The sequence below is a fragment of the Allostigmatella hybrida genome (assembly GCF_020103775.1).
In the GTDB taxonomy this organism is placed as follows: Bacteria; Myxococcota; Myxococcia; order Myxococcales; family Myxococcaceae; genus Hyalangium; species Hyalangium aurantiaca.
Map to the genome: position 1 here is coordinate 361600 of NZ_JAHXBH010000006.1, position 23187 is coordinate 384786.

A 23187-nucleotide genomic window follows, 5' to 3' on the forward strand; every position below is an offset into this window, starting at 1 on the left:
GGGAAGCCCCTCTTCACGAGGCGGGAGGCCCCCCGGACCGGTCGAATTGGCCGATGCCTCCGTTCAATTTGAAAGGATGCGGCATGCGCGTGGAGGACCTCGATATCCGGGAGCTGCTGGAGGTGGATGCGGAGCGGGGGGAGGTCCGCTTCGCGGGGCGCAAGGTGCTCATCCTGGATGCGGTGGCCATGGGCCTGCTCCGCAAGCAGTTGGTGGACACCTTCGGGCTGTCGGCCGCGCGCGCGGTGCTCACGCGCTTCGGCTTCGTGCACGGCTGGCGCATGGCGGAGGCGATGCACGCCGAGCTCACCTGGGACAGCGAGGAAGCGTGGCGCAACGCCGGAGGCATCATCCACATGTTGCAGGGCCACCTCCGGCTGGCACCGGAGAGCGACCCGCTCTCGCCCCGGGGCGCCACCCTGGAGTCCTCCTACGAAGCGGAGCAGCACCTGCTGCACTTCGGCCAGGCCGAGGCCCCGGTGTGCTGGACCCTGTGTGGCATTGGAAGCGGGTACCTCAGCCGCACCCTGGGCCAGGAGGTCTTCGTCCTGGAGGACCGGTGCCAGGGCCAGGGGGACGCGGCGTGCCACGTCCGGGGCCAGACGCGCCTGGAATGGGGCGCGGCGCTCGGGCCACACCTGCCGTTTTTCCAGGAGGGAGGCATCGAGGCGGCGCTGCCCATGCTGTCTGGCTCCCTCAAGCGCACCGAGCGCAAGCTCCGGGAGAAGCAGCGCGCCCTGGCCCGTCTTGCCCGGGCGCCCGAGGAGCCCTCCGGCCTCGTCGCGCGGGGCCCCTCGATGCGGCGGGTGCTGGACCTGGCCCGGCGGATGGCGAAGGTGGAGTCCACCGTCTTCCTCACGGGCGAGAGCGGCGTGGGCAAGGAGCGGGTGGCGCGGCTCATCCACGATGTGTCCGCGCGGGCGGTGGGGCCCTTCCTGGCCCTCAACTGTGGGGCCATCCCCGAGACACTGCTCGAGAGCGAGCTGTTTGGCCACGCGCGGGGCGCCTTCACCGGCGCCGTCCAGGACCGTGCGGGGCTCTTCGAGGCGGCCCATGGCGGCACGCTCTTCCTCGATGAGGTGGGGGAGTTGCCGCTTGGCGTGCAGGCGAAGCTGTTACGGGCGCTCCAGGAGCGTCAGGTGCGGCGGGTGGGGGAAAACCGCACCCGGCCCTTCCAGGCGCGCATCCTCGCGGCCACCAACCGGGAGCTCGCCGAGGAGGTGGCGGCGGGCCGGTTCCGCAAGGATCTCTACTACCGCCTGCGGGTGATTGAGCTGCGCGTGCCCCCGCTGCGTGAGCGGCGGGAGGACATCCTGCCCCTGGCGCGGGAGTTGCTCGCGGAGGCCGCCCAGCGCATGCACCGGCCCCTGTCTGGGTTGACGGCCCCGGCCGCCGATCAGCTCGTGCGCCATGACTGGCCTGGAAACGTCCGGGAGCTCGCGAACGCCATGGAGCGGGCCGCGGCCCTGGCCCAGGGCCAACGCGTGGGGGTGGAGGATCTGCCCGAGGAGGTTCGCCAGGCCCCCGCCCCCCTGCTGGCGCCCGCGGAGGACCAGACGTTGGAGGCCATCGAGAAGGCCGCCATCCTGGCCGCGCTCGAGCGCAACGGGGGCCACCAGGCCCGGACCGCGGCCCAGCTCGGCATCGGGGCGACGACGCTCTACCGCAAGCTCAAACAGTACAAGCGCCGCCCCGGGCGTCCGTGAGCCTGCGGCGCCACGCCCAGGCAACCTCCCGGCCGGGCGGGCGCTCCCTCCATGGCCCTTGGCTGCCAGAAGGAAGGCGTTCTTTTAGATTTACCGGACGCCATGAGTTCTGCCCCGGTGTCATTGCCTCCCTTTCTTCCCGCCTTGGACCCTCGCGTGCAGGCGGATGTGGCGGCCATTGCCCGGATTGGCGCGGTGCAGTCCGTGCTGCGCGTGTTGCTGCAGCTCACCGGCATGCGGCTCGCCGTGGTGGCGCGTGTGACGGACGCGTCGTGGACGTGCTGTGCGGTGCTGGACGAGACGAACTTTGGCCTCCGTCCGGGCGATACGCTCGAGCTGGCCACGACCTTCTGCAATGTGGTGCGATGCTCGGAGAGCCCCTTGCTCGTCAACCGGGCGAGCGAGGACCCGCGCTTCGCGAGCCACCCGGCGCCGAAGCTCTACGGCATCGAGAGCTACATCGCGGTGCCCTTGAGCCGCCGCGATGGAACGCCTTTTGGCGTGATGTGCGCGCTGGATCCACTGCCCGCGGCGGTGCAGGAGGACCGGCTGGTGGTGTTCCGCCACCTCGCGGATCTGGTGGGCTACCAGCTGGAGCAGGAGGAGCAGCTGGATGCCCGCGCGGCTCAGTTGCTGGGGGCCCAGGAGACGGCGCAGCTGCGCGAGCAGCTCATCGGCATCGTGAGCCACGATCTGCGCAGCCCCCTCACCGCGATTACCCTGTCGGCCGCGACGATGATGCGGCGGACGGATCTGGATGGCCGGGCGCGCGAGGGGCTCACCCGCATCCTCCAGGCCTCTGGCCGCGCCAACCGTCTCATTCGCGACCTGCTGGATTTTACCCAGGCGCGGATCGGCAAGGGGTTGCCGGTGCGCCGTCAGGCCATGGACGTGAACGAGCTCACGCAGCAGGTGGTGGACGAGCTCCAGCTCTCCGTGCCCGAGCGTCTCCTCCTCTTGCGCTGCTCGGGGGACGGCACGGGCACCTGGGACCCGGACCGCGTGGCCCAGGTGCTGACCAACCTCATCACCAACGCGGTGCAATACGGTCCCCCGGGCGAGCCCATCCGGGTGGACGTGCAGGGCCGTCCGGACGCGGTGCACCTGAGCGTGCACAACGGGGGACCGCCCATCGCCGGGCACGTGTTGGCTTCGCTCTTCCAGCCGTTCACCCGTGGCGAGCAGCCGGGAGGGGAGCGGCGCAGCATTGGGCTGGGGCTGTTCATCGTGGACCAGATCCTTCGCGCGCACGGGGGCAGCGTCGAGGTGCAGAGCACCGCCGGGGCGGGGACGGCCTTTCACGTTCACTTGCCGCGCACCGCCTGACGGCTGGCTCCTTGCCCAGCAAGCGGCACGGGCGGGTTGCCTGCCTCGTCCCCGGCATTACCTTCGAAGGTGATGCGGACACGTCCCCGGGTGCTGGTGCTCAACGGTAGCGAAGACCTGCTCGAAGTCCTCTCGGAGGTCCTCGAGATGGCGGGCTTCGAGGTCCAGACCGCACGCATTCCGGATCTCGAGCGGGGCCGGGTGGACATCCGCGAGCTGTTCCGGAATTTCGAGCCGCGTGCCGTCGTCTTCGATCTCTCGCTGCCCTACAAGCGCGGCTGGGACTTCTTGCAGCGCGTGAAGGCCCTGCCCGAGGCCCAGGGGCGCGCCTTCGTCATCACCACCGCGAACGCGCGCGCGGCGGCGCACCTCACCGGGCCAGACGCACTGGAGCTGGTGCTCAAGCCGTATGATCTCGCCGAGCTCACCCGGCGCGTGGCGCATGCGGTGGACATGCCGCTGGATGCCGAGGATGCGCCCCGGCGGGGACCGGACCTGCGCACCCACTAGAGCGCCGATCAGGTTACGGCGAGGGAGCAGGCAAGCGGCAGGGGATCGACGCGAGCTATCGCCGCGTGTTCAGGTCGCCACCTCAAGGAGGTGGCTCATGGAGCGCTGGAAGCCAGCTGTGGAGCAGAGCGCACGGGAGCAGCGCCTGCTGAAGCTGGCGGGGAAGAGTAGGAAACTTTTCGTCTTCCTGCGCGAGCATCGGCACGAGTTGTTCGACGAGGCCTTTCAGGACGAGCTCGAAGCGATGTACCGACAGACGGGCCAGGGACAAGAGCCACAGCCGCCCGCGATGATGTGCATGGCGCTGCTGGTGCAGGCCTACACGCAGGCCTCGGACGCTGAAGCCGTGTGCCTGTCGGGCACTGACAGCCGGTGGCGGATGGTGTTGGACCGACTCGGCGCGGATGAGGACGAGCCAGCCTTCTCCCAGGGCGGGCTGCAGCAATTCAGGGAGCGACTCATCGCGACCGAGATGGACCGTCGGCTGCTGGAGCGCACCGTCGAGGTGGCGAAGCGGACGAAGGGCTTCGACCCGAAGAAGACGCCGAAGACGCTGCGAGTGGGGGTCGACAGCCGCCCTCTGGAAGGGGCCGGGCGGGTTGAGGACACCCTCAACCTGCTCGGCCACGCAGGCCGCAAGGTGGCCGAGGGCATGGCGCTCGCGCTCGGCACCGACGTCGAGGAGGTGTGTCAGCAGGCCGATGCGCCGCTGCTGATGGCCAGCAGCATCAAGGCCGGCCTCGACATCGACTGGAGCGCGCCCGACGCGAAGGTCGACGCACTCAATCGACTCTGCCGACAGCTCGACCGCCTTATGGCCTGGGTGGCGAAGCAGTCGAAGTCGTGCGTCGCGGCTCCGCTGACTCGCTACATCGAAGCACTCGCGCAGGTGCGCGAACAGGACCTCGAGCCGCGCCCCGAGGGCGGCGTGCAGATTCGACAGGGCGTGGCGGCCGACAGGCGCATCTCCATCGAAGACCCAGACATGCGCCACGGGCGCAAGAGCAAGAGCAAGCGCTTCAATGGCTACAAGCAGCACATCGGCACCGACCTCGACACCGAGCTCGTGGTGGCCTGCGCCGTGACGCCGGCCAACCGACCCGAAGAGGAGGCGACGGGCGCACTGCAGGAAGACATGGCCCACCAGGAGCTCTTCCCCGACGTCCTCCTCATCGACAGGGCATACCTCAACAGCTCAATGACCGAAGATGTGCTGGCGAGCGGCGGCGACGTCGTCTGTCGGCCGTGGCGAGGAGTCAGCGCGAAGCCCGGACTCTTCGGCAAGCGCGACTTCAAAGTGAACATCCGCGACGGCACAATCCGATGCCCTGCTGGCCAGGTAGAGCCCTTCGAGCCTGGCGCCGTCGTGCAATTCGACCCGGAGGCCTGCGGGCCGTGCAAGCTGCGCTCGAGTTGTACCCAGGCCGCGTCCGGCAAGGGTCGCAGCGTCACGATGGGCGACGACGAGCGGCTCCAGAAGCGCCTTCGCTCACGTCTGCAGTCACGCGCGGGTCGCGCAGGACTCCGGGAGCGTGTCGGCGTCGAGCATCGCCTGGCACATCTCGCCAACCGCCAGGGCCCGAAGGCTCGTTACCGTGGCACGCGCCGCAACCTCTTTGACCTCAGGCGACTCGCGGTCGTCCAAAACCTCGAGGCCGCGGCGCGCTACCAGCGCGCGGCGTGACCTAACCTGTTCGGCGCTCTAGGCCTGGGCTTCAGGCCTGGGCCCGCAGGGCCTGGGGCATGCGTGGCAGCTTGAGGGTGAAGGTGGAGCCTTGCCCGGGCTGGCTGCGCACCTCCACCGTGCCGCCGTGCGCGCGGACAATCTCGCGGGTGATGAACAGCCCAAGCCCCAGACCGCTCACCTCGCTGGGGCTGATGGCGCGCTCGAAACGCTCGAAGATGCGCGGCAGATCCTCCGGGCGCAGCCCGAGTCCCTGGTCCTCGATCTCCAGCACGGCCTGGTCCTCTTGGGCGGTGATGCGCACGGCCACCGGCTTCCCCTGTCCGTACTTGAACGCGTTGCTCAGCAGGTTCGTCACCGCCTGCTCCAGGCGGGAGCGGTCCCACTGGCCCACGAGTGGGGTTCCGCTCTGAAGCGACAGCTGCATGGAGGAGGGTGTGAACTCCGCGGACATGCGCTCCACCGTCTCCTCCACCAGATCCCGCAGGTCCACTGGCTCGGTGCGCAGGGCGAGCTGGTGCGAGGTGATGCGCGACACGTCCAGCAGGTCCGAGACGAGCTGGGAGAGCCGGCGCACCTGGCGGTCGGTGCGCCCCAGGGTGCGCGTGAGCTGGGTGTCCTCGGGCGCCGTGGCCCGCTGTGCGAGCAGGCGCTGCAGCCCTTGGACCTGGAGCTTGAGCGAGGTGAGGGGGGTGTTCAGCTCGTGGCTCGCCACCCCGATGAAGTCGTCACGCGCCTGCACCGCCCGCTCCAGCTTCTCCTCCGAGGCGCGGAAGTGCTTCAGCTGGTGCATCATCCAGTCCACGCGCCGCTCCGCGGACTCGCGCCCCAGCACCATCGCGGGCGTCTCGTAGAAGAGGTTCGCGCACACCTGGTCGCCGAGGATGGCGATGGGGTGGGTGCGCAGCACGTCCCGGATCATGTCCGCCCCGAAGCGCCGGCGGTTGTACTGGCAGACCGCCAGCGAGCGGCTGCCCGGGAAGAATTCATTGAGCAGCGCTTCGTACTCCACCAGATCCTCGCACCCGCACTCGCGCCCCAGCGCCCACGTCATCTCTCCCGTGACGCGAAAGCCCGAGAAACCGTTCGCCGCGGCCTGGCGCACCGTGTCCTGGAGGAAGGTGATCATCGCGGGGGGGCTGAAGCTGCCGCTGCTCAGGTACGCCTCACGCTTCGTCATGAACGTGAGCGCCCCGCGGCGTACATGCCCCTCCACGTCCACCCCGTGCGCCTGCAGCGCGTGGCGTACCTCGTCGATGCTCCGGTCGTCAGTGATATAGGCGCACACCTCGTTGCGTTCGAGGCCTGCGGTGATGAACGGGAGGATCGCCGCCCACTGCTGCTCGGGCGTCTCGTACACGAGGCAGTAATGGTCGCCGTGCTTCATCCCCCGCATCTGCTCGTGCAGGTGAGTGCTCTTGGCGGGACTTGGAGAGGAGGCCTGGAACATGTGTCCCTCAAAGCGGGGGAAAGAGGGAAGAACTTCTGTTCCATGTAACAGCGAAGGGGCCTGGAGCCAAACCGCTTGAGGGCTTGGGGGTTGGATTCTCGAAACAGGGCTCCTCGCCCCCGCGGGGAGGAGCCAAGCAGGGCGTTGGTTCAGGAAGCCTGGAGGGGGCTTCGTGACGGCTAGCGGGAGACGGAGGTGAGGGTGAAGTTCACGGCCGTCTCGGCCCCCGAGCCGATGGTGGCGGACGCCGGGTGGCTGGGGGCCGTGGTGAAGCTCACGCCCGCGGGCGCCACCACGTCCACCTGGTAGGTGCCGGGCAGCAGGAACTTGAAGTTCGCCACGAAGAGGCCGTCCGGGCTGGGGCTGAAGGGCAACGTCTCACGGCTGCCGTCCGCGTTGATGAGCACGGCGGAGAAGGCGCTCAGCTCCAGCGGGGTGTCACCGCCGGGCAGCTGCACACCGGTGCCCAGTGCCAACGTGGCCTTCACGTTGCCCGAGAACTGGAGGTCCGCGCCCTTGATGACGGGCCCCATCACCCACCGGCCCGAGTTGCCGGCGGCCCGGCCGAAGCTCTGTGCCACGTCGAAGTCCACGAGGATGACCTTCTGGGTGTCCTCGCTGGTGATGGTGACGTCCGCGTCCTTGTCGAACTTCACCTTGAGGCCCGAGCTGCTGGCGCTCGGCATGTGCAGCTCGCCATCGGCCCGGGTGCCCTCGGGCAGCCCCGCGTAGTTGGGCGAGGTGGCGTAGATGCGGCTCTGCCCTTCCTCGTTCACCTGGATGTAGCCGCCCGAGATGACGAAGCGCAGCTCGCGGTAGGTGCCCTGGGGAACCTCGGCGTCCTTCACCAGGTCCGCCGCGTCGTTGGCCAGGGTGAGCAGGTTGACCGTCACCGGCTCGTCGAGCAGCACCACGTCTTCACTGCCCTTCAGATACACCTTGGTGATCGTGACCACCGCCTTCTCGAAGTTGTCCCCCGGCGCGTCGGTCAGCTTCACCGTGACACGGGCCGTGGAGTCATCGCCGCAGGCCGCCAGGCCGAGAACGCCGGTGGCAAGCAGCAGGCTGGAAAGCAGGGAACGGAGGGTCGTCATGAAATGGAACTCGTGAAAAAGGAGGGGTGAATGGCAAAGAGACCCGCTGGGGCCCGGGGTGGCCACAGGCCGTGTCCACCCTGGGCGTCAGAAGGCGGGTGATGAGGCTCAGCCGATGCTGGGCCAGCACATGCCCTGAAGGCACGAGAGGCCGTTGCAGCAGGTGTTGGCCCCTTCGGGATTGCACTCGGAGCCAGAGGGGAGGCAGACAGGGCCCTCGCCGCCGCCCTCGCCGCCGCCTTCACCGCCGTCTTCGCCTCTGCCTCCGCCTCCGCCCTCGCCGGGGAAGGACCCGCCGCCATCCGGGGGCGTTTCCGTCTCACCGCCGCAGGGGCCCACGGTGTCGCCGTGGCGCAGGTGCGCCCTCAGCGCGGGCGCGCCCACGGTGATGGTGTGCGCGTTGGCGGGGTTGCCAGGGGGAATGTGGCAGATCGTGAGGGTGCCGGTGTCGCCCGGGCTCGAGCCACCGTCCTGGGGCTCGCCTTCCGTCCTGCCGGCGCCCAGGTTGTTGTCCCCGTTGCTGAGCGTGGGGTCCGTCTCCACGGAATCCCCGCAGCCACTGGCCAGCAGCATGCACAGCGCCATCAGCACCGCGGACGAAGAAGCAGTCACTTTTCGCATCGGCATCCTCCAGAGAAAGCCGGGGGAGGCTTTCTGCTCCTCCCTGGCCACAGGAAGACCCGGGAGGTGGCGGAGCGGCCACGGGGCCGGCGTGTTTTCCCGCTAGTTCTCGTCCGGCGTCAGCTCGAGCCTCAGCACCTTCTGCTCGCCGTGGCCCACGCAGCCCTGGCCGACTGCCTCCAGGAAGCCTGGCGCGGAGACACGTACCTCGTAGCACCCGTCGGGCAGGGGGCCCACCCGCCGCACGCCCTCGTTGTCGAGCAAGAGGGACTCGAAGGGGGTGCCCTCCACGGAGGCGACGGCCTGCGCCACCCGCAGGTTGCCCTGGGCCTGTACCTTCAAGAAGAGGGTGCTGGCCGGCTGGGGCGCCACATCCGCCACCTGCACGGACTGGCCCCCCTGCACCGTGAGCGCCACGCGCGCGGCCTTCTGCTCCGAGGCCACGATGAACAGCTCCGCTGGGCCCGCGGGCACGTCCTCCAGCGTGAAGTGGCCATCCGCCTCCAGCGTGGCGCGCACGCGGGGCGCTCCCACCAGGGAGATCAGCGCCACCGCCGGATCGAACTCGGTGAGCCGCCCGTGCACGGTGCCCGAGCGGAACGGCGCGTTGTCCAGGCTGCCGCAGGCCCCCAGGCCCAGCACCAGCAGCATCCCTGTCACCCGCGAGCATGTGCGAAGCATCAGAAGCGGTACCCCACTCCAGCGTGTCCACCCGTGAAGCCCACGGCCTGTCCCCGGCCGTCCACCACCACATACGTCAGCATCAGCTGCGCTTGAGACGTGAGTTCCAGCCGCTCGCCCAGGCGCCACACCACGCCGCCCACCACCCCCGGGCTGACGGTGAAGTAGCGCTGGGCGCCGGAAAACGCCTCCACGTCAAAGGACCTGTGCAGGTACAGCGCGGCCACACGCGGCCCCGCGAAAAGCGTCAGCCGCTCCCAGCGCCACAGGTACGGCACCGCCGCCCCCACCGTGAGCGTGGTGTAGCCAAAGGGGACCTCGCTGCCCGGGGCCATCTGGAGCGAGCGCCGCCCCCGGCCCAGGCTCAGGTCGGCGAGCAGCCCCAGGTTCTGGAGGGGCGCGTCCTCCAGCCGCAGCACCATGCCGGCCTGGGGCGCCGGGGGCAGCACGGTGCGCCTGCGGGCGCCATCCACGAAAGAGAACACGCCGCCCACGAGCGACAGCGACCGCCGGGGGAGGGCGTCCGACAGCAGCCGCTCCAGGGGCAGCCGTTCCCCGGGCGTCACGTTGAGCTCGCGCCGGACGAGGACCGCGCCGCCCTTGGTGAGCTCCACCGTGCGCCGGCCGGGCCCCACCGCGGCGCCACCGGGCAGCTCCAAGCGCGGCTCGCCGTCCACCTTGAGCGTGAAGCCGTCCAGCCGCGGATGGTAGGAGAACAGCTCGGGCTGGCCCGTGCGGCGCAGGTGTCCGGAGAGGATGATGGGATCTGCGCCCACCTCGAGGCTCTCCGCCGACGGCCGCTGCCGGCCCTCGGTGAAGGCGAAGGTGCGGCGGCGCGAATGGTCGTGGGCCTCGGTGGCGGTGACGGCGCCGTCCGCGTTGCGGTCCGCGGCGCCGCCCAGGCCCTCAATGAGGAAGTGCGTATAGATGTCGTTCCGCAGGCTCTCGTCCTCGCGCGCGGTCTCGCCCCAGTCGCTCGCGGCGAACACCATGGAGGCCCGGGAGGACTCCTCCAGCGGACGCGCGTAGAAGCCGGACTTGATGCCGGCCAGCTCCACTTCCAGCTCCTGGGGCAGGAGCGACTTGCCGCTGCCGCTGTGGCACGTGGCCAGCACCAGCAGCCGCCGCCGGCTGGGCAACTGCTCGAACTCCGCCTTGAGCGCGTCCATGGAGAGCGCCGTCTGAGGGATGGCGCGGTAGGAGGCATCCCGCGTGACGAGGTAGCGGCTCAGCTCGCCCCGGCCATCGCGCGCCAGCGTGCCGTGGGCGGACAGGTACACCAGCACCACGTCATCGGGCCGGGTGGCCTCCTGCTTCAGCTTCCGCAGGGCCGCGAGGATGGCCTCGCGCGTGGTCTCCTCCGGGCGCGTGAGGACACGCACCTGGTCGAAGCGGCCCCGCGCCGGGTCTCCCAGCATCGCCGCCAGATCCGTGGCGTCCTTCCCGGAGTAGCGCAGGCCGCGCCACTGCGGATCGTCGAACGAGGACACCCCCACCAGCAGCGCGAACCGCCGGGGGGTGTAGGCGCGCGACAGGTCCGTCGCGTCGAGCCGGAGGGGGACGAGGCCTCCTTTCTCCCGGGACGTGGAGGATGGGCTCGCGCAGGCGGTGAGGACGGCGAGCAGGATGGGGACGAAGCGCTTCACGGCCGGGGAGGAGTTTGTCCTGGTTGGACGTGCACGTCGAACCGCGCCACGGTGCCGGGACGGTGTTCCGCGGCCTCGCCCGCGCCGAGCGCCACAAGCGCGGCGTCCTCGGAAGGCGTTTCCCCGGCGGCGAAGGCCACCAGCGCCAGCCGCAGCGAGCCCTCGTCTCCCTCCAGGCTGACCCCCGCCAGGCCCTGGGGCCCCTCCAGGTCATGCGTCCCTGCCTCCAGCGGGAAGCGGCCGAGCAGCTCTGGGGGCTGGCCCGCGCGCTGCTGGTAGAGCAGCGCGGTGCCGGCCTCCGTGGCGTGGTAGCGCAAGAGCAGCACGTCCTCCGGGGCCACGGCGGCCCCGGCATCCAACCGGCGCAGCTGCCCGTCCAACCCCTGCGCCACCACCGCCAGCTCCAGGGAGATGCGGCCCGGGCCTTTCACTCCGGTCCAGGGCGCCTCCGGGACGGCGGAGGGGGTGCGCAGCGAGGGCACCAGCACCACCGCCAGCAGGCTGGCCGCGAGGGCGCCGCCCATCCATCCCCACTGCCGCGCGGAGGGGGAGGGCAGGCGCCGGGGCGGCTTCAGGGCGCGCAGGGGCGGGAGGTCCTCCGCCGCAGGCGCGGGGGCGAGCCGCAGCAGCGCGGCATCCATCTCGCCATCGAGAAGGCCCGGTCCGGCATGGTGGGCGAGGAAGGTCTCGCAGACCTCGCAGGGGGCGGCCAGGTGCTCACGGAAGTAGGCGACGGCCTCGGGCTCCCGGGTGGAGAGCGCGTGCATCGCGGCGGCATCCAGGTGTCTCATGTCTCAGTCCCACCGTCCGGCGAGCACCCGCTGGAGCAGCTCCCGCTTGATGCGCCCGCGGAAGCGCTCCAGCCGCATCGTCACCGCGCTCTTGCCCACCCCGAGCTGCTCGGCGATCTCCCGCGCTGTAAGTTGTCCCTCGATGTAGAACAGGTGCACGGTCGTCTTCTCCTCACCCTCGGGCAGCTCGGCGATGAGCTGCCGCACCACCGCGATGTCCCGCTCTACCTGGAGCGCCTCGGGGAAGGCCGGTACCGCCTCGGGGGCCGGATCCGGTAGCTCCGCTTCCATCCGCCGGAGGGACGAGCGGCGCTCCAGGCGCGTGCGGGCCCGGTTCCGGGCAATGGCCAGCAGCCACGGCTCGAACGCCGTGGCCTCCTTCAGCCGGGGCAGTCCCCGGAACGCCCGCACGTAGGCCTCTTGAATGACGTCCTCCACCTCGTCGGCATCCAACGTGCCGAAACCTGCCACCAGCCGCGCCACCAGGGGACGGGTGCGCCGGTACAGCGCATTGAAGGCAGACCTCTCCCCTTGGGCCGCCCGCCGTACCTGGTCCGTGAGTCCCTCTGTTTCACCCACCTGGTCTCCAGACCTCCCGGCGCGTGGATCGGCCACACGCCCGAATTATCCCCGGCTCCCGCCCCTTCGGGAGGCGAGGCGGGGAAGGGGCTCACGGCGTGTAGGTGTCACGCAGACGCTTCAGGAGCGCGGTCAGTTTTCCCACGCCCGGGGCATCGCAGCCGGCAATCTGCGCCCGGTAGGTCCTGTTCTCCAATTCCAAGGTGAGCCAGACGCTGGCATCGGTGACGGTCCCGCAGGGCTGCTCCCCGCGCTCCAGGGTCTCCAGCAAACCGGAGTCCGTGGCGGTCTCCCGGACGTCGCCCAGCGCGTGCGGGGGCAGGAGGACTTCCTGGACGGGCCCGCCGGGAGCATTGAAGCGGTCCACGCGGAAGGTGCCATCGGCCCGCACCTCGTCTGAGCCCTCGCAGTCCATGCCTTCCGAGCAGGGCCCTTGCGCGCTCTCCACGAGGAGCCGCCGGAAGGCCTCCGGATCGGAGCCGCCGCAGGCAAGCAGTCCCACCGTGGCGCCCCCCACGGCGAGGCGGGCCAGGGACCGGAAAACCGAAGCGCGAGGGGCGTGCATCCCGCCCCCATACGCCCGCTGCCTCCTCCCCATCAAGCCGCCCCGCTGGACCAGGCCGTGCGCTAATGTGCGCCCCCCATGGCTGATGTGTCTTCGTCTCCCCCCGGAAGTACCCGGTTTGGCTGGTTGCCGGCGCCAGGCACCTGGAAGTTCCACCTGCTCTTGAGCGCGGTGGCCATCTTCATCCTGGGGCCCCTGGGCGGCGTGGCCGCCTCCTATATGAACTTCAGCCTGGGGTTCTTCGTGGGCGGGCAGGTGCTCGCGGGCATCCTGGGCAGCGCCGTCACGTACGGCTATGGCCCCGAGGGCAAGCACGGCGCCAACTTCATGCAGACGATGGCCGCCTCGGTGGCCTCCCTGTGCGCCATGGCGGTGCTGCTCCAGGCCATGGTGTGGCTGGGCATGCCGCAGCCGCCCGCATGGCACCTGATGCTCTTCGTCGGGTGCGTGGGCATGTTCGGCGTGGGCGTGGGGATGCTCTACACGCCGCTGCTCGTGGACCGGCTGCAGCTCGACTACCCCTCGGGCTATGCGGTGGCCAACATCCTCCGGGCGCTCACCGACAAGAGGATCCTCAAGGTCTCCATCGCCAAGCTGGGCGGCGGCACGGCCCTGGGCGCGTTGGTGGCCTGGCTCACCGAGACGTCGCGGGCCCTGGCGAGCCTGGGGGTGAGCGGCTCCACGCTGGGCGCGGGCATGGTGGTGGGCAGCCGCGTCACGGTGCCGGCCCTCCTGGGGGGCCTCGTGGGCGCGGCCCTCACGCCCCCCCTGCGGGAGTGGGGCTGGCTGGGCCCGCAGGATCCGTTCCGCAAGATCGGCTTCCTGGCCGGCCTGGGGATGATCTGCGGCGCCGCCGTGGTCGACCTGGCCCTGCTGGCGCGGCAGGCGGTGGACCGCGTGCGCAACCGGGCGCAGGCGGTGGAAGGCGAGGTGCCCGCCTGGAAGCAGGTGAGCCTGCCCCGGCTGTTCGCGTGGGTGGCCTTCTGGGGCGTGGCGGTGGTGGCCGTGGCCACGCAGCTCCTGAATCAGCCCCTGGGCTTCGTCCTGTTCGGCATGGCGCTGGCGCTGCTCTTCGTGCTCATCAACGGCATCTCCTACGGCATCACCGACCAGAACCCCATCTCCAGCGCCTTCGTCGTCTCGGTGCTGCTGATGTCGATGCTGGGGCTGAAGAACCCGGTGGTGGCGGTGATGTCCTCCAGCATCCTGCTTATCTGCACCTCGGTGGGCTGTGACATGCAGCAGGACCGCTCCACCGGCTGGCGGCTGGGCACGGACCGGACCATCCAGTTCCGCTACCAGGTGGTGGGCATCGTGATGGGCTCGGTGCTGTGCGTGGGGCTGGCGCGCATCTTCATGACCGCCTACCCGGTGCTGGCCATCAACCAGCTCGACACGCCGGGCGCGGACGTGGGGCAGTGGAACTCGGCGATGACGTACAAGCTCGTGGGCGCCATCCGGAGCCTGGGGGCGCTGTCGGACCACACCCTGAAGGCGCTGGCGGTGGGCCTGGGGCTGGGCTTCGTCCTGGAGGTCGCCCGCAAGGTGCTCCGGGGCAACGCGCGCTACCAGGGGTTCGTGAAGGGCTCGCCCCGGGGCGCCGCGGTGGGGTGGACGATGGACTCGGTGGTGCTGGCCAGCCCCTATGCCTCGTCGTTCGGCGCCTTCGTCAGCCTGCCGTCGGCCATCTGGTTCGGCGTGGGCGGCATCGCCTCGTCGCTCTGGAACACCTGGACGAAGCGCAGCGCCCCCCAGGCCTCGGGAACGCCGGGCGAGGGGGGAGAGGCGGTGCCCGAGGACATGAGCACCACCTCCCTGTTGGGCGGAGGCCTCATCGCCGGCGAGTCGCTCTTCTTCCTCGTCGTGGGGCTCATCGGCCTGGTGACGCTGCTGGGCTGAGGCTACTCCTCGTCCGGCTCCGCGCCGCCCGCGCCCCCCATGCGGGAGATGTCGTCCTTGTTCACCTTGTCGAGGTTGAACTTCCGGGCGCTGGCGAGCATCCGCGCCACGCTCGGGCCAAACTCGGAGGGGCTGTCGTCCTTCTTGAAGCGCAGGAAGTTGATGCGCGCGACGACGAAGTTCTTCAGGTAGGGGTTCTGCAGGCCCCGCTCCTTGAGCGCGGTGACGATGCGGGTCACCTCATCGTCCAGCTCCAGCAGCCGGTCCGCGCGCGCCTCCCGCTCCCGGAGCGCTTCCTCCATCGGCAGGTCCAGGAAGCGCTCCACCCGCTTGACGAAGGGGTGGTAGGCGCCCGCCGAGTAGCGGGGCCGCTTCTCGTACGCCGCGCCCAGGGTGATGAAGGCGGGCTCCTCGAAGAGGTGGGCGAAGGCCGACTCCTTCCCCGCGCGCGAGCCCGTGAGCCCGCGGTGCATGCGGATGACCTCCAGCGAGCGCTCCTTGAGGTTGTGGGCCTTCTCCGTGTTGAGGGCGAGGATCTGATAGGCCACGTCCTCCTCGGGCAGCACCAGGGCCACCATCGCCTTGGCGCCCAGCATCTTCGAGGCGTGCAGGCGGTGGTTGCCGTTGGGCGTCCAGTAGCGCCCGTCCTTGCGGATGGCGATGACGGGATCCAGGAAGCGGTCCAGCCGCTCCATGGCGCCCACCAGCCGCTTCACGTGGGGCTCGGACAGGTCGCGCTGGTAGGGCGTGGGCTCGACCTTGTCGATGGGCAGCGCGGCGAACACCACCGTGTGGGCGCCCAGCGGATCCCGGTACACCGCGAGCACCTCGCCCCCATCCTGATGGATGCCCTGGATGAGCTCGGTGGGAGGCGTGGCGGCCTCGCTGGCCACCTCCGCCGCCGAGAGCCCCCGCGAGCGGGGCTCGGCCTTCTTGCGGCGGGGTTTACGGGGCGTGGTGCTCCGGGCCCGGGTGCCTGCCTTCTTCGCTGCCATACGTCCCTTTCCTCCGGAGAAACGGGAAGCCGTTGGGGCTCAGTCTCCCGAGATGGTGAGCTGTTTGAAGCGCAAGGTGGGTGCACCCGACGAGCCGCGGAACTGGAGATCGTTGCCGATGCCGTCCAGGTCCTGGAGCATCTGCAGGAGGTTTCCCGCCACGGTGACTTCCTGCACCGCGTAGGTCAGCTCGCCGTTTTCGATCCAGAGGCCGTTGGCGCCTCGCGAGTAGTCGCCCGTCACCGGGTTGGCCCCGCTGCCCAGCATGGCGGTGACGTAGAAGCCGTTTTTCACCTCGCGCACCAGCTCCTCCGGGGTGCGCGTGCCCGGCTCCAGGTACAGGTTGTTCGTGCCGATGTGCGGCAGCGAGCTGTAGCCCCGGGCCGCGTTGCCCGTCGTCTTCGCCTTCGCCTTGCGGGCGGTGAACGAGTCGTACAGGTAGTTGCGCAGCACGCCCTTGTCGAGCAGGGCGGTGCGGCGGGTGGCCACGCCCTCGCCGTCGAACGGGGAGGTGCCCAGCCCGCGCTTGAGCAGGCCGTCATCCACCACCGTCACGGTCTCGGGCGCCAGGCGCTTGCCCAGCTTGGAGACGAAGACGCTGGAGTTCTTGTAGATGGCGTTGCCGTCGGCCGCCGAGGCGATGTTGTTCACGAAGGAGGCGGCCACGAGCGGATCGAAAATCACGGGCACCTGTTGGGTTTTTGCCCGCTTCGCGCCGAGCATGCGCACCGCGCGCCGCGCCGCCTCGCGCCCCACCGACTCGGGCGCGTCCAGGTCCGAGAGGAAGCGCTTGTAGTCGATCCAGTAGCTCGTCTGGAGCTGGCCCTTCTCGGCGGCCACGGGGGATGCGGCCAGGTACACGTACGTGCCCGCGTAGCCGGCCGACATGCCCTCGCTGGAGGCGACATACACCTCGGAGACGTAGTCCCCGGCGCCCACGTTGTCGAAGGTGGTGATGCGCGGGTCCACCGCCTTGCCCGCCTTCTCCATCTCCAGCGCGGCCTTGATCTTCCAATCTCCGGCGAGGTTCGCCACCGCCGGGTCATACAGCTCCCCGGTGTCCCCCAGCTTGCCCAGCTCCTTGAGGCTGGGCAGGCCGTTGAGCTTGTTGGGGGCCGCGGCCTGGGCCAGTTGCAGCGCCCGGTCCACGAAGCCCTCCAGGGAGGAGGGATCGAAGTCCGAGGTGTAGGCAAAGCCCAGGCGGTGATCCTTGGTGATGACGCGCAGGCCCACGCCCTTGCTGGTGGCCTCGGTCAAATCCTCGATTTCGCCATCGCGCACCCGGCAACTGCTCTGCCGGCCTGCTTCGATGAAGGCCTCTGCCTGCTTGGCGCCCTTCTTCTTGGCGCGTTGGACGAGCTTCTTCGCGAGCTGTTCGTAGCCAGTCATGGAGTCCGTGTGCCTCAGGCGACCTTCGTTCCGCCCACCGTCATGTTGTCGATGCGCAGCGTGGGCAGCCCCACGCCCACCGGCACGCTCTGGCCATCCTTGCCGCAGGTGCCCAGGCCCGGATCGGGCATGGGATCGTTCCCCACGCGCGACACGTTCTTCAGCGCTTCGGGCCCCACCCCGATGAGGATGGCGTTCTTCACGGGCTTGCCCAGCTTGCCGTCTTCGATCTGATAGGCCTCGGACACTTCGAAGACGAAGTTGCCGTTGGTGATGTCCACCTGTCCGCCGCCGAAGTGGGCGCAGTACAGGCCGCGCTTCACCTCCTTGAGGATGTCCTCGGGGGCATGGTCTCCCGGGGCCAGGTAGGTGTTCGTCATGCGCGGCAGCGGCATGTGCTTGAAGGACTCGCGCCGGCCGCTGCCCGTGGAGCGCTGGCCCATCAGCTTCGCGTTGAGCTGGTCGTACAGGTAGCCCTTGAGCACGCCCTTCTCGATGAGGACCTTGTGCTGGCCCGGCGCGCCCTCGTCATCCACGTTGATGGAGCCGCGGTTGTTGGCCATGGTGCCATCGTCGATGACGGTGACCAGGTCCGAGGCCACCTTCTCGCCGAGCTTGCCCGCGAAGAGCGAGGTGCCCTTGCGGATGAAGTCCGCCTCCAGGCCGTGGCCCACCGCCTCGTGCAGGAGGATTCCGCTCCAGCCCGGGGCGAGCACCACCGTCTGCGGACCTGCCTGGCACTCCACGGACCCCAGCGTGGCGATGGCTTGCCGGGCCGCCTCGCGCGCCACGCTCTCGGGCGTGAAGGTGTCGAAGTGGTTGAAGGACACCCGGCCGCCGCCACCGTAGAAGCCCGTGCGCCGCTCCTTGTTCTTGCCCTCGGCCATCACCTGGATGGACAGGCGGCACAGGTCCTGCGTGTCCTCGGAGTAGTGGCCCTGGGTGTTGCCCACGGCGATGCGCTTGGTGACATCCGCGTAGGAGCCGTTCACCTGCTTGACGCGCGCGTCGAACGCCCGCGCCGCCTTGTCCGCCCGGAGCACCAGCTCCGCCTTGCGCGCTACCTCGATGTCCGCCAGCGGCGTGGCGACCTTGTAATAAGTAGGGGCGGGGGCCCGGCTGACCTTGAAGCTCTGCGGGGAGCCGCCGCCCTGGGCAATCATCGCCGCGGTGCGGGCCGCGCGCAGCAGCGCCTCCTCGTCCAGATCATCCGAGTACGCGTAGCCCACCTTGGGCCCGGCGATGACGCGCACGCCCACGCCCTGGGACAGCCCGGTCTGGCCGCTCTTGATGCGCCCTTCCTCCAGGATGACCGCCGTGGACTGCGCCCGCTCGACGTAGACCTCGGCGAACTCCGCCCCGCGCTCCATCGCCACCCCGAGCAGCCGCTCGAGCAAGGGCTGGGGGAGCAGGGGAGGAAGCACCTTCTGCCGGGTCGCCAGGGGGGCGAGCAGGGCCGGGGAGGGACGCTTTTTCGTCAGCACCGACGCACGGGGCATTCAATTTCTCCAAACACGAGAGGAGGTGGGATGGGACCGTAATGAGGGCGTATCCTCCGGGCAACGGACAACGCACACGGGCTGTTCCGGACAGGTCTGCATTCCCCTGACGGGGCGTGCGCTCTAAGATGCTCCGGCCCCGCTCCAGGCCCCCCACCTCCATGCCCCCTCGCCGACCCAATTCCCCCCCCGCCGATGATGCCCCGAAGCCCTCGGGCGGTGCCTCGCGGAATGATCGCACCGAGCTCCGGCCGTCGCCCTTCGCCAACGGCGAGCGCTCCCGCGCGGGGGCCCGTCCCCGCTCCGTCGAGGTGGACGAGGAGTACCACACCTCCAACCACTACCCGGACGAGGGCGAGGAGGACGCGGAGGAGGGCACTCCGACCCCGTCGGCGCGGTCGGTCCGCCGGCCGAGCGGCATGGACGCGCTCTCCGAGCAGGAAGAGGACGACGAGCCCCTGCCCGAGGAGGACGATGACAACCCGGACGCGACCCGGGCGGGGCCACCCGTGTCGCTCCACATCGTGGAGGGCCCGGACCAGGGCAAGAAGCGGCGCTTCAAGGGCGTGCGCATGGTGGTGGGGCGCGGCAAGAAGATCGAGCTGCAGCTGTCCGACCAGTCCGTGTCGCGCCGCCACCTGGAGCTGATCCACAGCGAAGCCGGCACGCTCATGCGGGACTTGGGCACCATCAACGGCACGCTGGTGAACGATGAGCGCGTGGACGAGAAGCTGCTCACGCATGGCGATGTGATTGCCATCGGCAAGACGCGCATCCGCTACGTGGACGAGCTGGCGCAGGTGAAGCAGATGCGCGCCGAGCAGGAGGCGCGCGAGGCCGAGGAGAAGAAGGCCGCGGAGGAGGCCCAGAAGAAGGCCGAGGCGGACGCCGCCGCGCGGAAGGATGCCGCCGCCAACACCGGCGCCGCCAGCAAGGACGAGGTGGACCCGGCGGACCCGCGCTTCAACCAGGCCACCCAGGCCCGCTTCCCGGCGCCCCAGGAGCTGCTGGATGCGCCCGTCCGGCCCCGGCCCGGCCGGGGCGGGGACAACAAGTTCGGTGGCAACAAGGTTCTCATCGGCGGCGGCATCGGCGTGGCGGTGGTGGTGGCGCTGGTGGTGGCCATCATCCTCATGGGGCGCCCGTCCCAGCCCGAGGTGCAGCCCCCGGACCCGAAGGAGGCCGTCGCCGCCACGAAGATGCAGCAGGCGTACAACGCGGTGCGCAGCGGGGACTTCGCGCTCGCGGTGAAGCTCATCGAAGAGGCCGAGGCGCTCAAGCCCGGCATCGACACGGAGGGGCTGGCCCAGGCGGCGCGCAAGGAGCTGGCCGTCATGGAGGCCTTCCAGGCCGTGCGCGCGCTCATGGACGAGGAGCGCTTCGAGGAGGCCCGCCAGAAGCTGAAGGACACGCCGCTGGGCACCACGGCCCAGAGCGACGAGGAGCGCGAGAAGCTGGAGAAGGAGCTGGATGAGCGCGAGCTGGCCTTCCTGGTGAAGCGCGCGGAGGCCCTGCTGGAGCAGCGCGACGTGGAGGGGCTGCGCGCGCTCGTCGCCAGGCTCCCGCCCTCGGCCCAGCCCCTCTACCGCCAGAAGCTGGCGGACCTGGAGAAGGCGCTGGAGGACGAGGCCAAGGAGCTGGCCCGGCAGGGGCGGCAGAACAAGGCCCTGGCGGCGAAGCTGGCGGCCGAGAAGCGCGCCCAGTTCATCGCCGAGGCCTTCGAGGCGGTGGAGCGCAAGTTCGACAACGGGGACTACGCGCGCGCGGTGCTCGAGTGCGACCGGGTGATGGAGGCCCACAAGGGCGACACGGAGATCCGCGACCGCGCCAAGAGCCTCAAGCGGCTCATCCCCCAGTTCGCCAAGTCCTTCGAGGACGCCCAGCGCAAGGTCCAGGCCCGCTCGCTGGAGGCCGCCGTGCGGCCCCTGAAGCGCTCCTCCGAGCTGTACCAGCAGATCGGCTTCAACGGCGGGCTCCAGGAGACGCTCAACGAGCAGCTCGCCCGGGCCTCCGTGAGCGCGGGCAAGGCGGCGTTGGCGCGCCGCGACGTGGCCAGCGCGGCCCGCAGCTTCCGGGAGGCCCTGCGCATCAACCCCGGGGACGCGGGCGCCCAGGACGGGCTCAACAGCCTGGAGGGCCAGGTGGAGGAGCTCTTCAAGCGCGCCTACATCGAGCGGGACCGGGATCCCCGCTCCGCGGCGGAAAAGTTCAGGATCGTCATCGACGCCTCCCCCCCGGACTCGGAGCTGCGGCAAAAGGCGGAGACGCACCTGCAAGCACTTCAGCCCTGACGGCGCGGCGTGCGGTAAGGTGGGGCGGGGGCACCCGCCGCCGTTCAATACCTTGTGGGAGAGTGGCAATGAGTGAGTCGTCGCTGCGAGAGCTCGGAATGGATCTGATCGAGGATCGCCAGTTCGAGCGGGCCCTCGGGGTGTTCTCCGAGGCCGTGCGCCGCCAACCTGCGGACCATCGCTCGCGGATGCTCGCGGCGCGGTGCCTGGCCGAGATGGGAGAGCGGGAGCGCGCGGTGACGGCCTACCACGCGTGTGCCGAGGGCCTGCTGCGCCGGGACTACCTGCTGTCGGCCATGGCCGCCTGCAAGCTGGCGCTGGAGCTGGCCCCGCAGGAGCGCCGGTTGAAGGACACGCTGGTGCGCATCCACGCCCGGGCCTCGCGCAATGCCGCGGGGCGCGCCTCCGTGCCGCCGCCGCTGCCGCCCGAGACGATGTTCGAGGGCAAGGTGGAGCAGGACCTCCTGGGCATGGTGGGCGAGGAGCTGACGCAGCACGCCATCGAGGTGCTGGCGGCGCCGGACCCGGGTGGGGCGGCGGACCCGAACAGCCGCCCGCCGCTGCCGCTGTTCGCGGCGCTGGAGCGCGAGGCCTTCCTGGACCTGGTGTACCGGATGGCCTGGCGCAGCGTGCCGCCGGGCACCGTCATGAGCCAGGAGGGGGAGACGGGAGACCACCTCCACGTCATCGTCGCCGGCAAGGCGGAGGTGACGCGGCTGACGGAAGGGCAGCGCAAGACGCTGGGCTTCCTGGGCGGCGGCTCCATCTTCGGCGAGCTGTCCCTCATCACCAGCACCTCGCCCACCGCCAGCGTCACCTCCACGGTGGACACGGAGGTGTTCGAGGTCCGCCGCGAGCACCTCAACGCCGTGGCGCGCAACCACCCCTCCGTGCCCCAGGTGCTGGCGGAGTTCGCGCAGCAGCGCATGGCGCGCAACATGATGGCCACCTCGCCGCTCTTCCAGCAGCTGCCCGAGTCCGACCGGGCCGCGCTCCTGGAGCGCTTCACCTTCCGGGCGCTTCAGCCGAGGGACAAGGCGCTGGTGGAGGGCGAGCCCTCGCCGGGCCTGTTCCTGGTGCTCGCCGGCGAGCTGGTGGTGCAGAAGGGAGACCCGGGCGGCGGCGCGGTGAGCCTGGGCATCCTGCGGGAGGGCGAGGTGGCCGGGGAAATCTCCCTGCTCACCGGCGCCAATGCCACCGCCACCGTGGCGGCCACGCGCAAGACGGCCACCGCCTTCCTGCCGCGCGAGGCCTTCGCCGAGCTGACGCAGCAGTACCCCTCCATCAAGACGTACCTGGAGCAGCTCTCGGAGCAGCGCATCCAGCGGACGGCCGAGGCCCTGCGGCCCGCGGAGATCATCGACGCGGATGAGCTGGTCATCGAGCCGGACGTGGCCCGGGCGGGCTGAGTCCGGAGCCTCCCATGGTGGCCCTGACGCGCTCACACGTGGTGGGAGGAGGGCTGGCCCTGCTGGTGGCGGGGCTGGTGCTGGCCTTCTGGCCGCACGAGGAGCCTCCCGTGGAGGAGGCCATCCGCCGGAAGATCGGCGAGATGACGCACGCGGCCGAGCAGAAGGACATCGGCGCGGTGATGGAGGGCGTGTCCGAGCGCTTCAAGACGGACCAGGGCTGGGACAAGCAGCGGGTCCGGGGCGTGCTCCTGGCCCAGGTGCTGCGCGGCCAGTGGCTGCGGCTGTTCACCACGGACCTCGAAGTCACCGAGGTGTCTCCCTCGCGGGGCGATTTCACGGTGAAGTTCATCTTCGGCCGCTCGGAGGCGAAGGAACTTGAGCAGCTCGGGCAGGACAGCGTGATGAGCGCGTGGCGGGTGGAGGGCTCTTTCGAGAACGAGGACGGTGAATGGCGCATGGTGCGCGCCACCCACCGCCGCTTGGAGCCCTCGGAGTTATTCTGACAGGCTTTGCCTGTTACTCAGGGCAATTCACGACGTTCACGAAGAGGATCTCTCCCGTGATGTTGTAATACGCATCCCACGCCAGGAATTGCACCTGATACAGGCCGTTGGTGGCGGTATCGGGGCCCGGGCCGAAGTCATCCGGATCGATGGTGCCCGGAATGCCATCCTGGTCGTCATCCCCCGTGTTGTAGCCGTACACGGTCAAGGGATTGCCGCAGCCATCCACCGCGGAGACGGCCGGGACCACCCAGGGCTCGTTGCACTGGAGGGTGATGGTGGTGGGGCCGCTCATCGTCAGGATCGGCGACTGGGTTTCGCACCCGTCCTGCAATGTCTGGCTTTGAGTGCCCACATCCTGGCTGGGCTCGCCGGCCGCAGGGCCGCAAGCGCTCGCCACGAGGGCCAGGCCCATCAACGAGGACAACACCAAGGAGCGGCGGGGAGCCTTCGTGAAACAGAGAGGGTTGCTCATATCTGGCGCCTCTGGGGAGTTGGGGTTGGGCGCGAGTATGGGCGTGAAGACAGTCATGAGAAAAGCAGAAA

The 23187-nt window shown here is 70.0% G+C and carries 20 protein-coding genes; 8 read left to right on the forward strand and 12 right to left on the reverse strand.

Going from position 1 to position 23187, the window contains the following annotated elements:
• The first annotated feature begins 83 nt into the window (after nucleotides 1-83).
• The 4 genes from KY661_RS14035 (at nucleotide 84) to KY661_RS14050 (ending at nucleotide 5226) form a co-directional block, all read left to right on the forward strand.
• A complete protein-coding gene (locus KY661_RS14035) occupies nucleotides 84-1706 on the forward strand; it encodes a sigma-54-dependent Fis family transcriptional regulator (protein WP_225410677.1) in 1623 nt (540 codons plus the stop codon).
• 117 nt (nucleotides 1707-1823) lie between these two features.
• Nucleotides 1824-3032 (forward strand): GAF domain-containing sensor histidine kinase, encoded by a 1209-nt coding sequence (locus tag KY661_RS14040; protein ID WP_225410678.1) that lies wholly within the window; start codon nucleotides 1824-1826, stop codon nucleotides 3030-3032.
• 72 nt (nucleotides 3033-3104) lie between these two features.
• A complete protein-coding gene (locus tag KY661_RS14045; RefSeq protein WP_225410679.1) occupies nucleotides 3105-3542 on the forward strand; it encodes a response regulator in 438 nt (145 codons plus the stop codon).
• 97 nt (nucleotides 3543-3639) lie between these two features.
• Entirely contained in the window at nucleotides 3640-5226 is a 1587-nt protein-coding gene (locus tag KY661_RS14050) for an IS1182 family transposase (RefSeq protein ID WP_225410680.1), read from the forward strand.
• Nucleotides 5227-5257: 31 nt separating this feature from the next.
• Here KY661_RS14050 and KY661_RS14055 read toward each other — a convergent pair whose 3' ends face one another.
• The 8 genes from KY661_RS14055 to KY661_RS14090 all read right to left on the reverse strand — a co-directional run bounded on the left by KY661_RS14055 (nucleotide 5258) and on the right by KY661_RS14090 (nucleotide 12653).
• Nucleotides 5258-6676: an MEDS domain-containing protein gene (locus KY661_RS14055; protein ID WP_225410681.1), complete on the reverse strand. Its 1419-nt coding sequence runs from the start codon at nucleotides 6674-6676 to the stop codon at nucleotides 5258-5260.
• A 179-nt stretch (nucleotides 6677-6855) separates the two neighbouring features.
• Entirely contained in the window at nucleotides 6856-7770 is a 915-nt protein-coding gene (locus KY661_RS14060) for a DUF4382 domain-containing protein (RefSeq protein ID WP_225410682.1), read from the reverse strand.
• A gap of 108 nt (nucleotides 7771-7878) precedes the next feature.
• Entirely contained in the window at nucleotides 7879-8391 is a 513-nt protein-coding gene (locus tag KY661_RS14065) for a hypothetical protein (RefSeq protein ID WP_225410683.1), read from the reverse strand.
• A gap of 102 nt (nucleotides 8392-8493) precedes the next feature.
• Nucleotides 8494-9072 (reverse strand): hypothetical protein, encoded by a 579-nt coding sequence (locus KY661_RS14070; RefSeq protein ID WP_225410684.1) that lies wholly within the window; start codon nucleotides 9070-9072, stop codon nucleotides 8494-8496.
• Nucleotides 9072-10718, reverse strand: a complete 1647-nt coding sequence (locus KY661_RS14075) for a caspase family protein (RefSeq protein WP_225410685.1) — start codon at nucleotides 10716-10718, stop codon at nucleotides 9072-9074. The genes KY661_RS14070 and KY661_RS14075 overlap by 1 nt, the downstream gene beginning before the upstream one ends.
• Entirely contained in the window at nucleotides 10715-11509 is a 795-nt protein-coding gene (locus KY661_RS14080; protein WP_225410686.1) for a serine/threonine-protein kinase, read from the reverse strand. The genes KY661_RS14075 and KY661_RS14080 overlap by 4 nt, the downstream gene beginning before the upstream one ends.
• A 3-nt stretch (nucleotides 11510-11512) precedes the next feature.
• The gene (locus KY661_RS14085) at nucleotides 11513-12088 is read right to left on the reverse strand and encodes an RNA polymerase sigma factor (RefSeq protein WP_225410687.1); all 576 of its coding nucleotides are present in this window, start codon (nucleotides 12086-12088) and stop codon (nucleotides 11513-11515) included.
• A gap of 91 nt (nucleotides 12089-12179) precedes the next feature.
• Entirely contained in the window at nucleotides 12180-12653 is a 474-nt protein-coding gene (locus tag KY661_RS14090) for a hypothetical protein (protein ID WP_225410688.1), read from the reverse strand.
• 78 nt (nucleotides 12654-12731) lie between these two features.
• Here KY661_RS14090 and KY661_RS14095 point away from each other — a divergent pair, with 78 nt between their 5' ends.
• Nucleotides 12732-14552, forward strand: coding sequence for an OPT/YSL family transporter (locus KY661_RS14095; protein WP_225410689.1), 1821 nt, complete (start codon nucleotides 12732-12734; stop codon nucleotides 14550-14552).
• A 2-nt stretch (nucleotides 14553-14554) separates the two neighbouring features.
• On the opposite strand, the gene KY661_RS14100 is transcribed toward KY661_RS14095, so the two are convergent.
• Genes KY661_RS14100 through KY661_RS14110 form a run of 3 tightly spaced genes read right to left on the reverse strand, consistent with a single transcriptional unit; the run spans nucleotide 14555 to nucleotide 18435 of the window.
• Nucleotides 14555-15547, reverse strand: a complete 993-nt coding sequence (locus KY661_RS14100; RefSeq protein WP_225410690.1) for a ParB/RepB/Spo0J family partition protein — start codon at nucleotides 15545-15547, stop codon at nucleotides 14555-14557.
• Nucleotides 15548-15586: 39 nt separating this feature from the next.
• Nucleotides 15587-16936: a TldD/PmbA family protein gene (locus KY661_RS14105; RefSeq protein WP_225410691.1), complete on the reverse strand. Its 1350-nt coding sequence runs from the start codon at nucleotides 16934-16936 to the stop codon at nucleotides 15587-15589.
• Between the two features lie 14 nt (nucleotides 16937-16950).
• On the reverse strand, nucleotides 16951-18435 hold the full coding sequence (locus KY661_RS14110; protein ID WP_075010460.1) for a TldD/PmbA family protein: 1485 nt from the start codon (nucleotides 18433-18435) through the stop codon (nucleotides 16951-16953).
• A gap of 161 nt (nucleotides 18436-18596) precedes the next feature.
• On the opposite strand from KY661_RS14110, the gene KY661_RS14115 reads away from it, so the two are divergent.
• The 3 genes from KY661_RS14115 to KY661_RS14125 all read left to right on the forward strand — a co-directional run bounded on the left by KY661_RS14115 (nucleotide 18597) and on the right by KY661_RS14125 (nucleotide 22641).
• A complete protein-coding gene (locus KY661_RS14115) occupies nucleotides 18597-20726 on the forward strand; it encodes an FHA domain-containing protein (protein WP_225410692.1) in 2130 nt (709 codons plus the stop codon).
• A gap of 68 nt (nucleotides 20727-20794) precedes the next feature.
• Entirely contained in the window at nucleotides 20795-22135 is a 1341-nt protein-coding gene (locus KY661_RS14120; protein ID WP_225410693.1) for a cyclic nucleotide-binding domain-containing protein, read from the forward strand.
• Between the two features lie 14 nt (nucleotides 22136-22149).
• Nucleotides 22150-22641, forward strand: a complete 492-nt coding sequence (locus KY661_RS14125) for a hypothetical protein (RefSeq protein WP_075010463.1) — start codon at nucleotides 22150-22152, stop codon at nucleotides 22639-22641.
• 13 nt (nucleotides 22642-22654) lie between these two features.
• Here the strand turns inward: KY661_RS14125 and KY661_RS14130 are convergent, their stop codons facing one another.
• Nucleotides 22655-23116 (reverse strand): hypothetical protein, encoded by a 462-nt coding sequence (locus KY661_RS14130; RefSeq protein ID WP_225410694.1) that lies wholly within the window; start codon nucleotides 23114-23116, stop codon nucleotides 22655-22657.
• Between the last annotated feature and the right edge of the window lie 71 nt (nucleotides 23117-23187).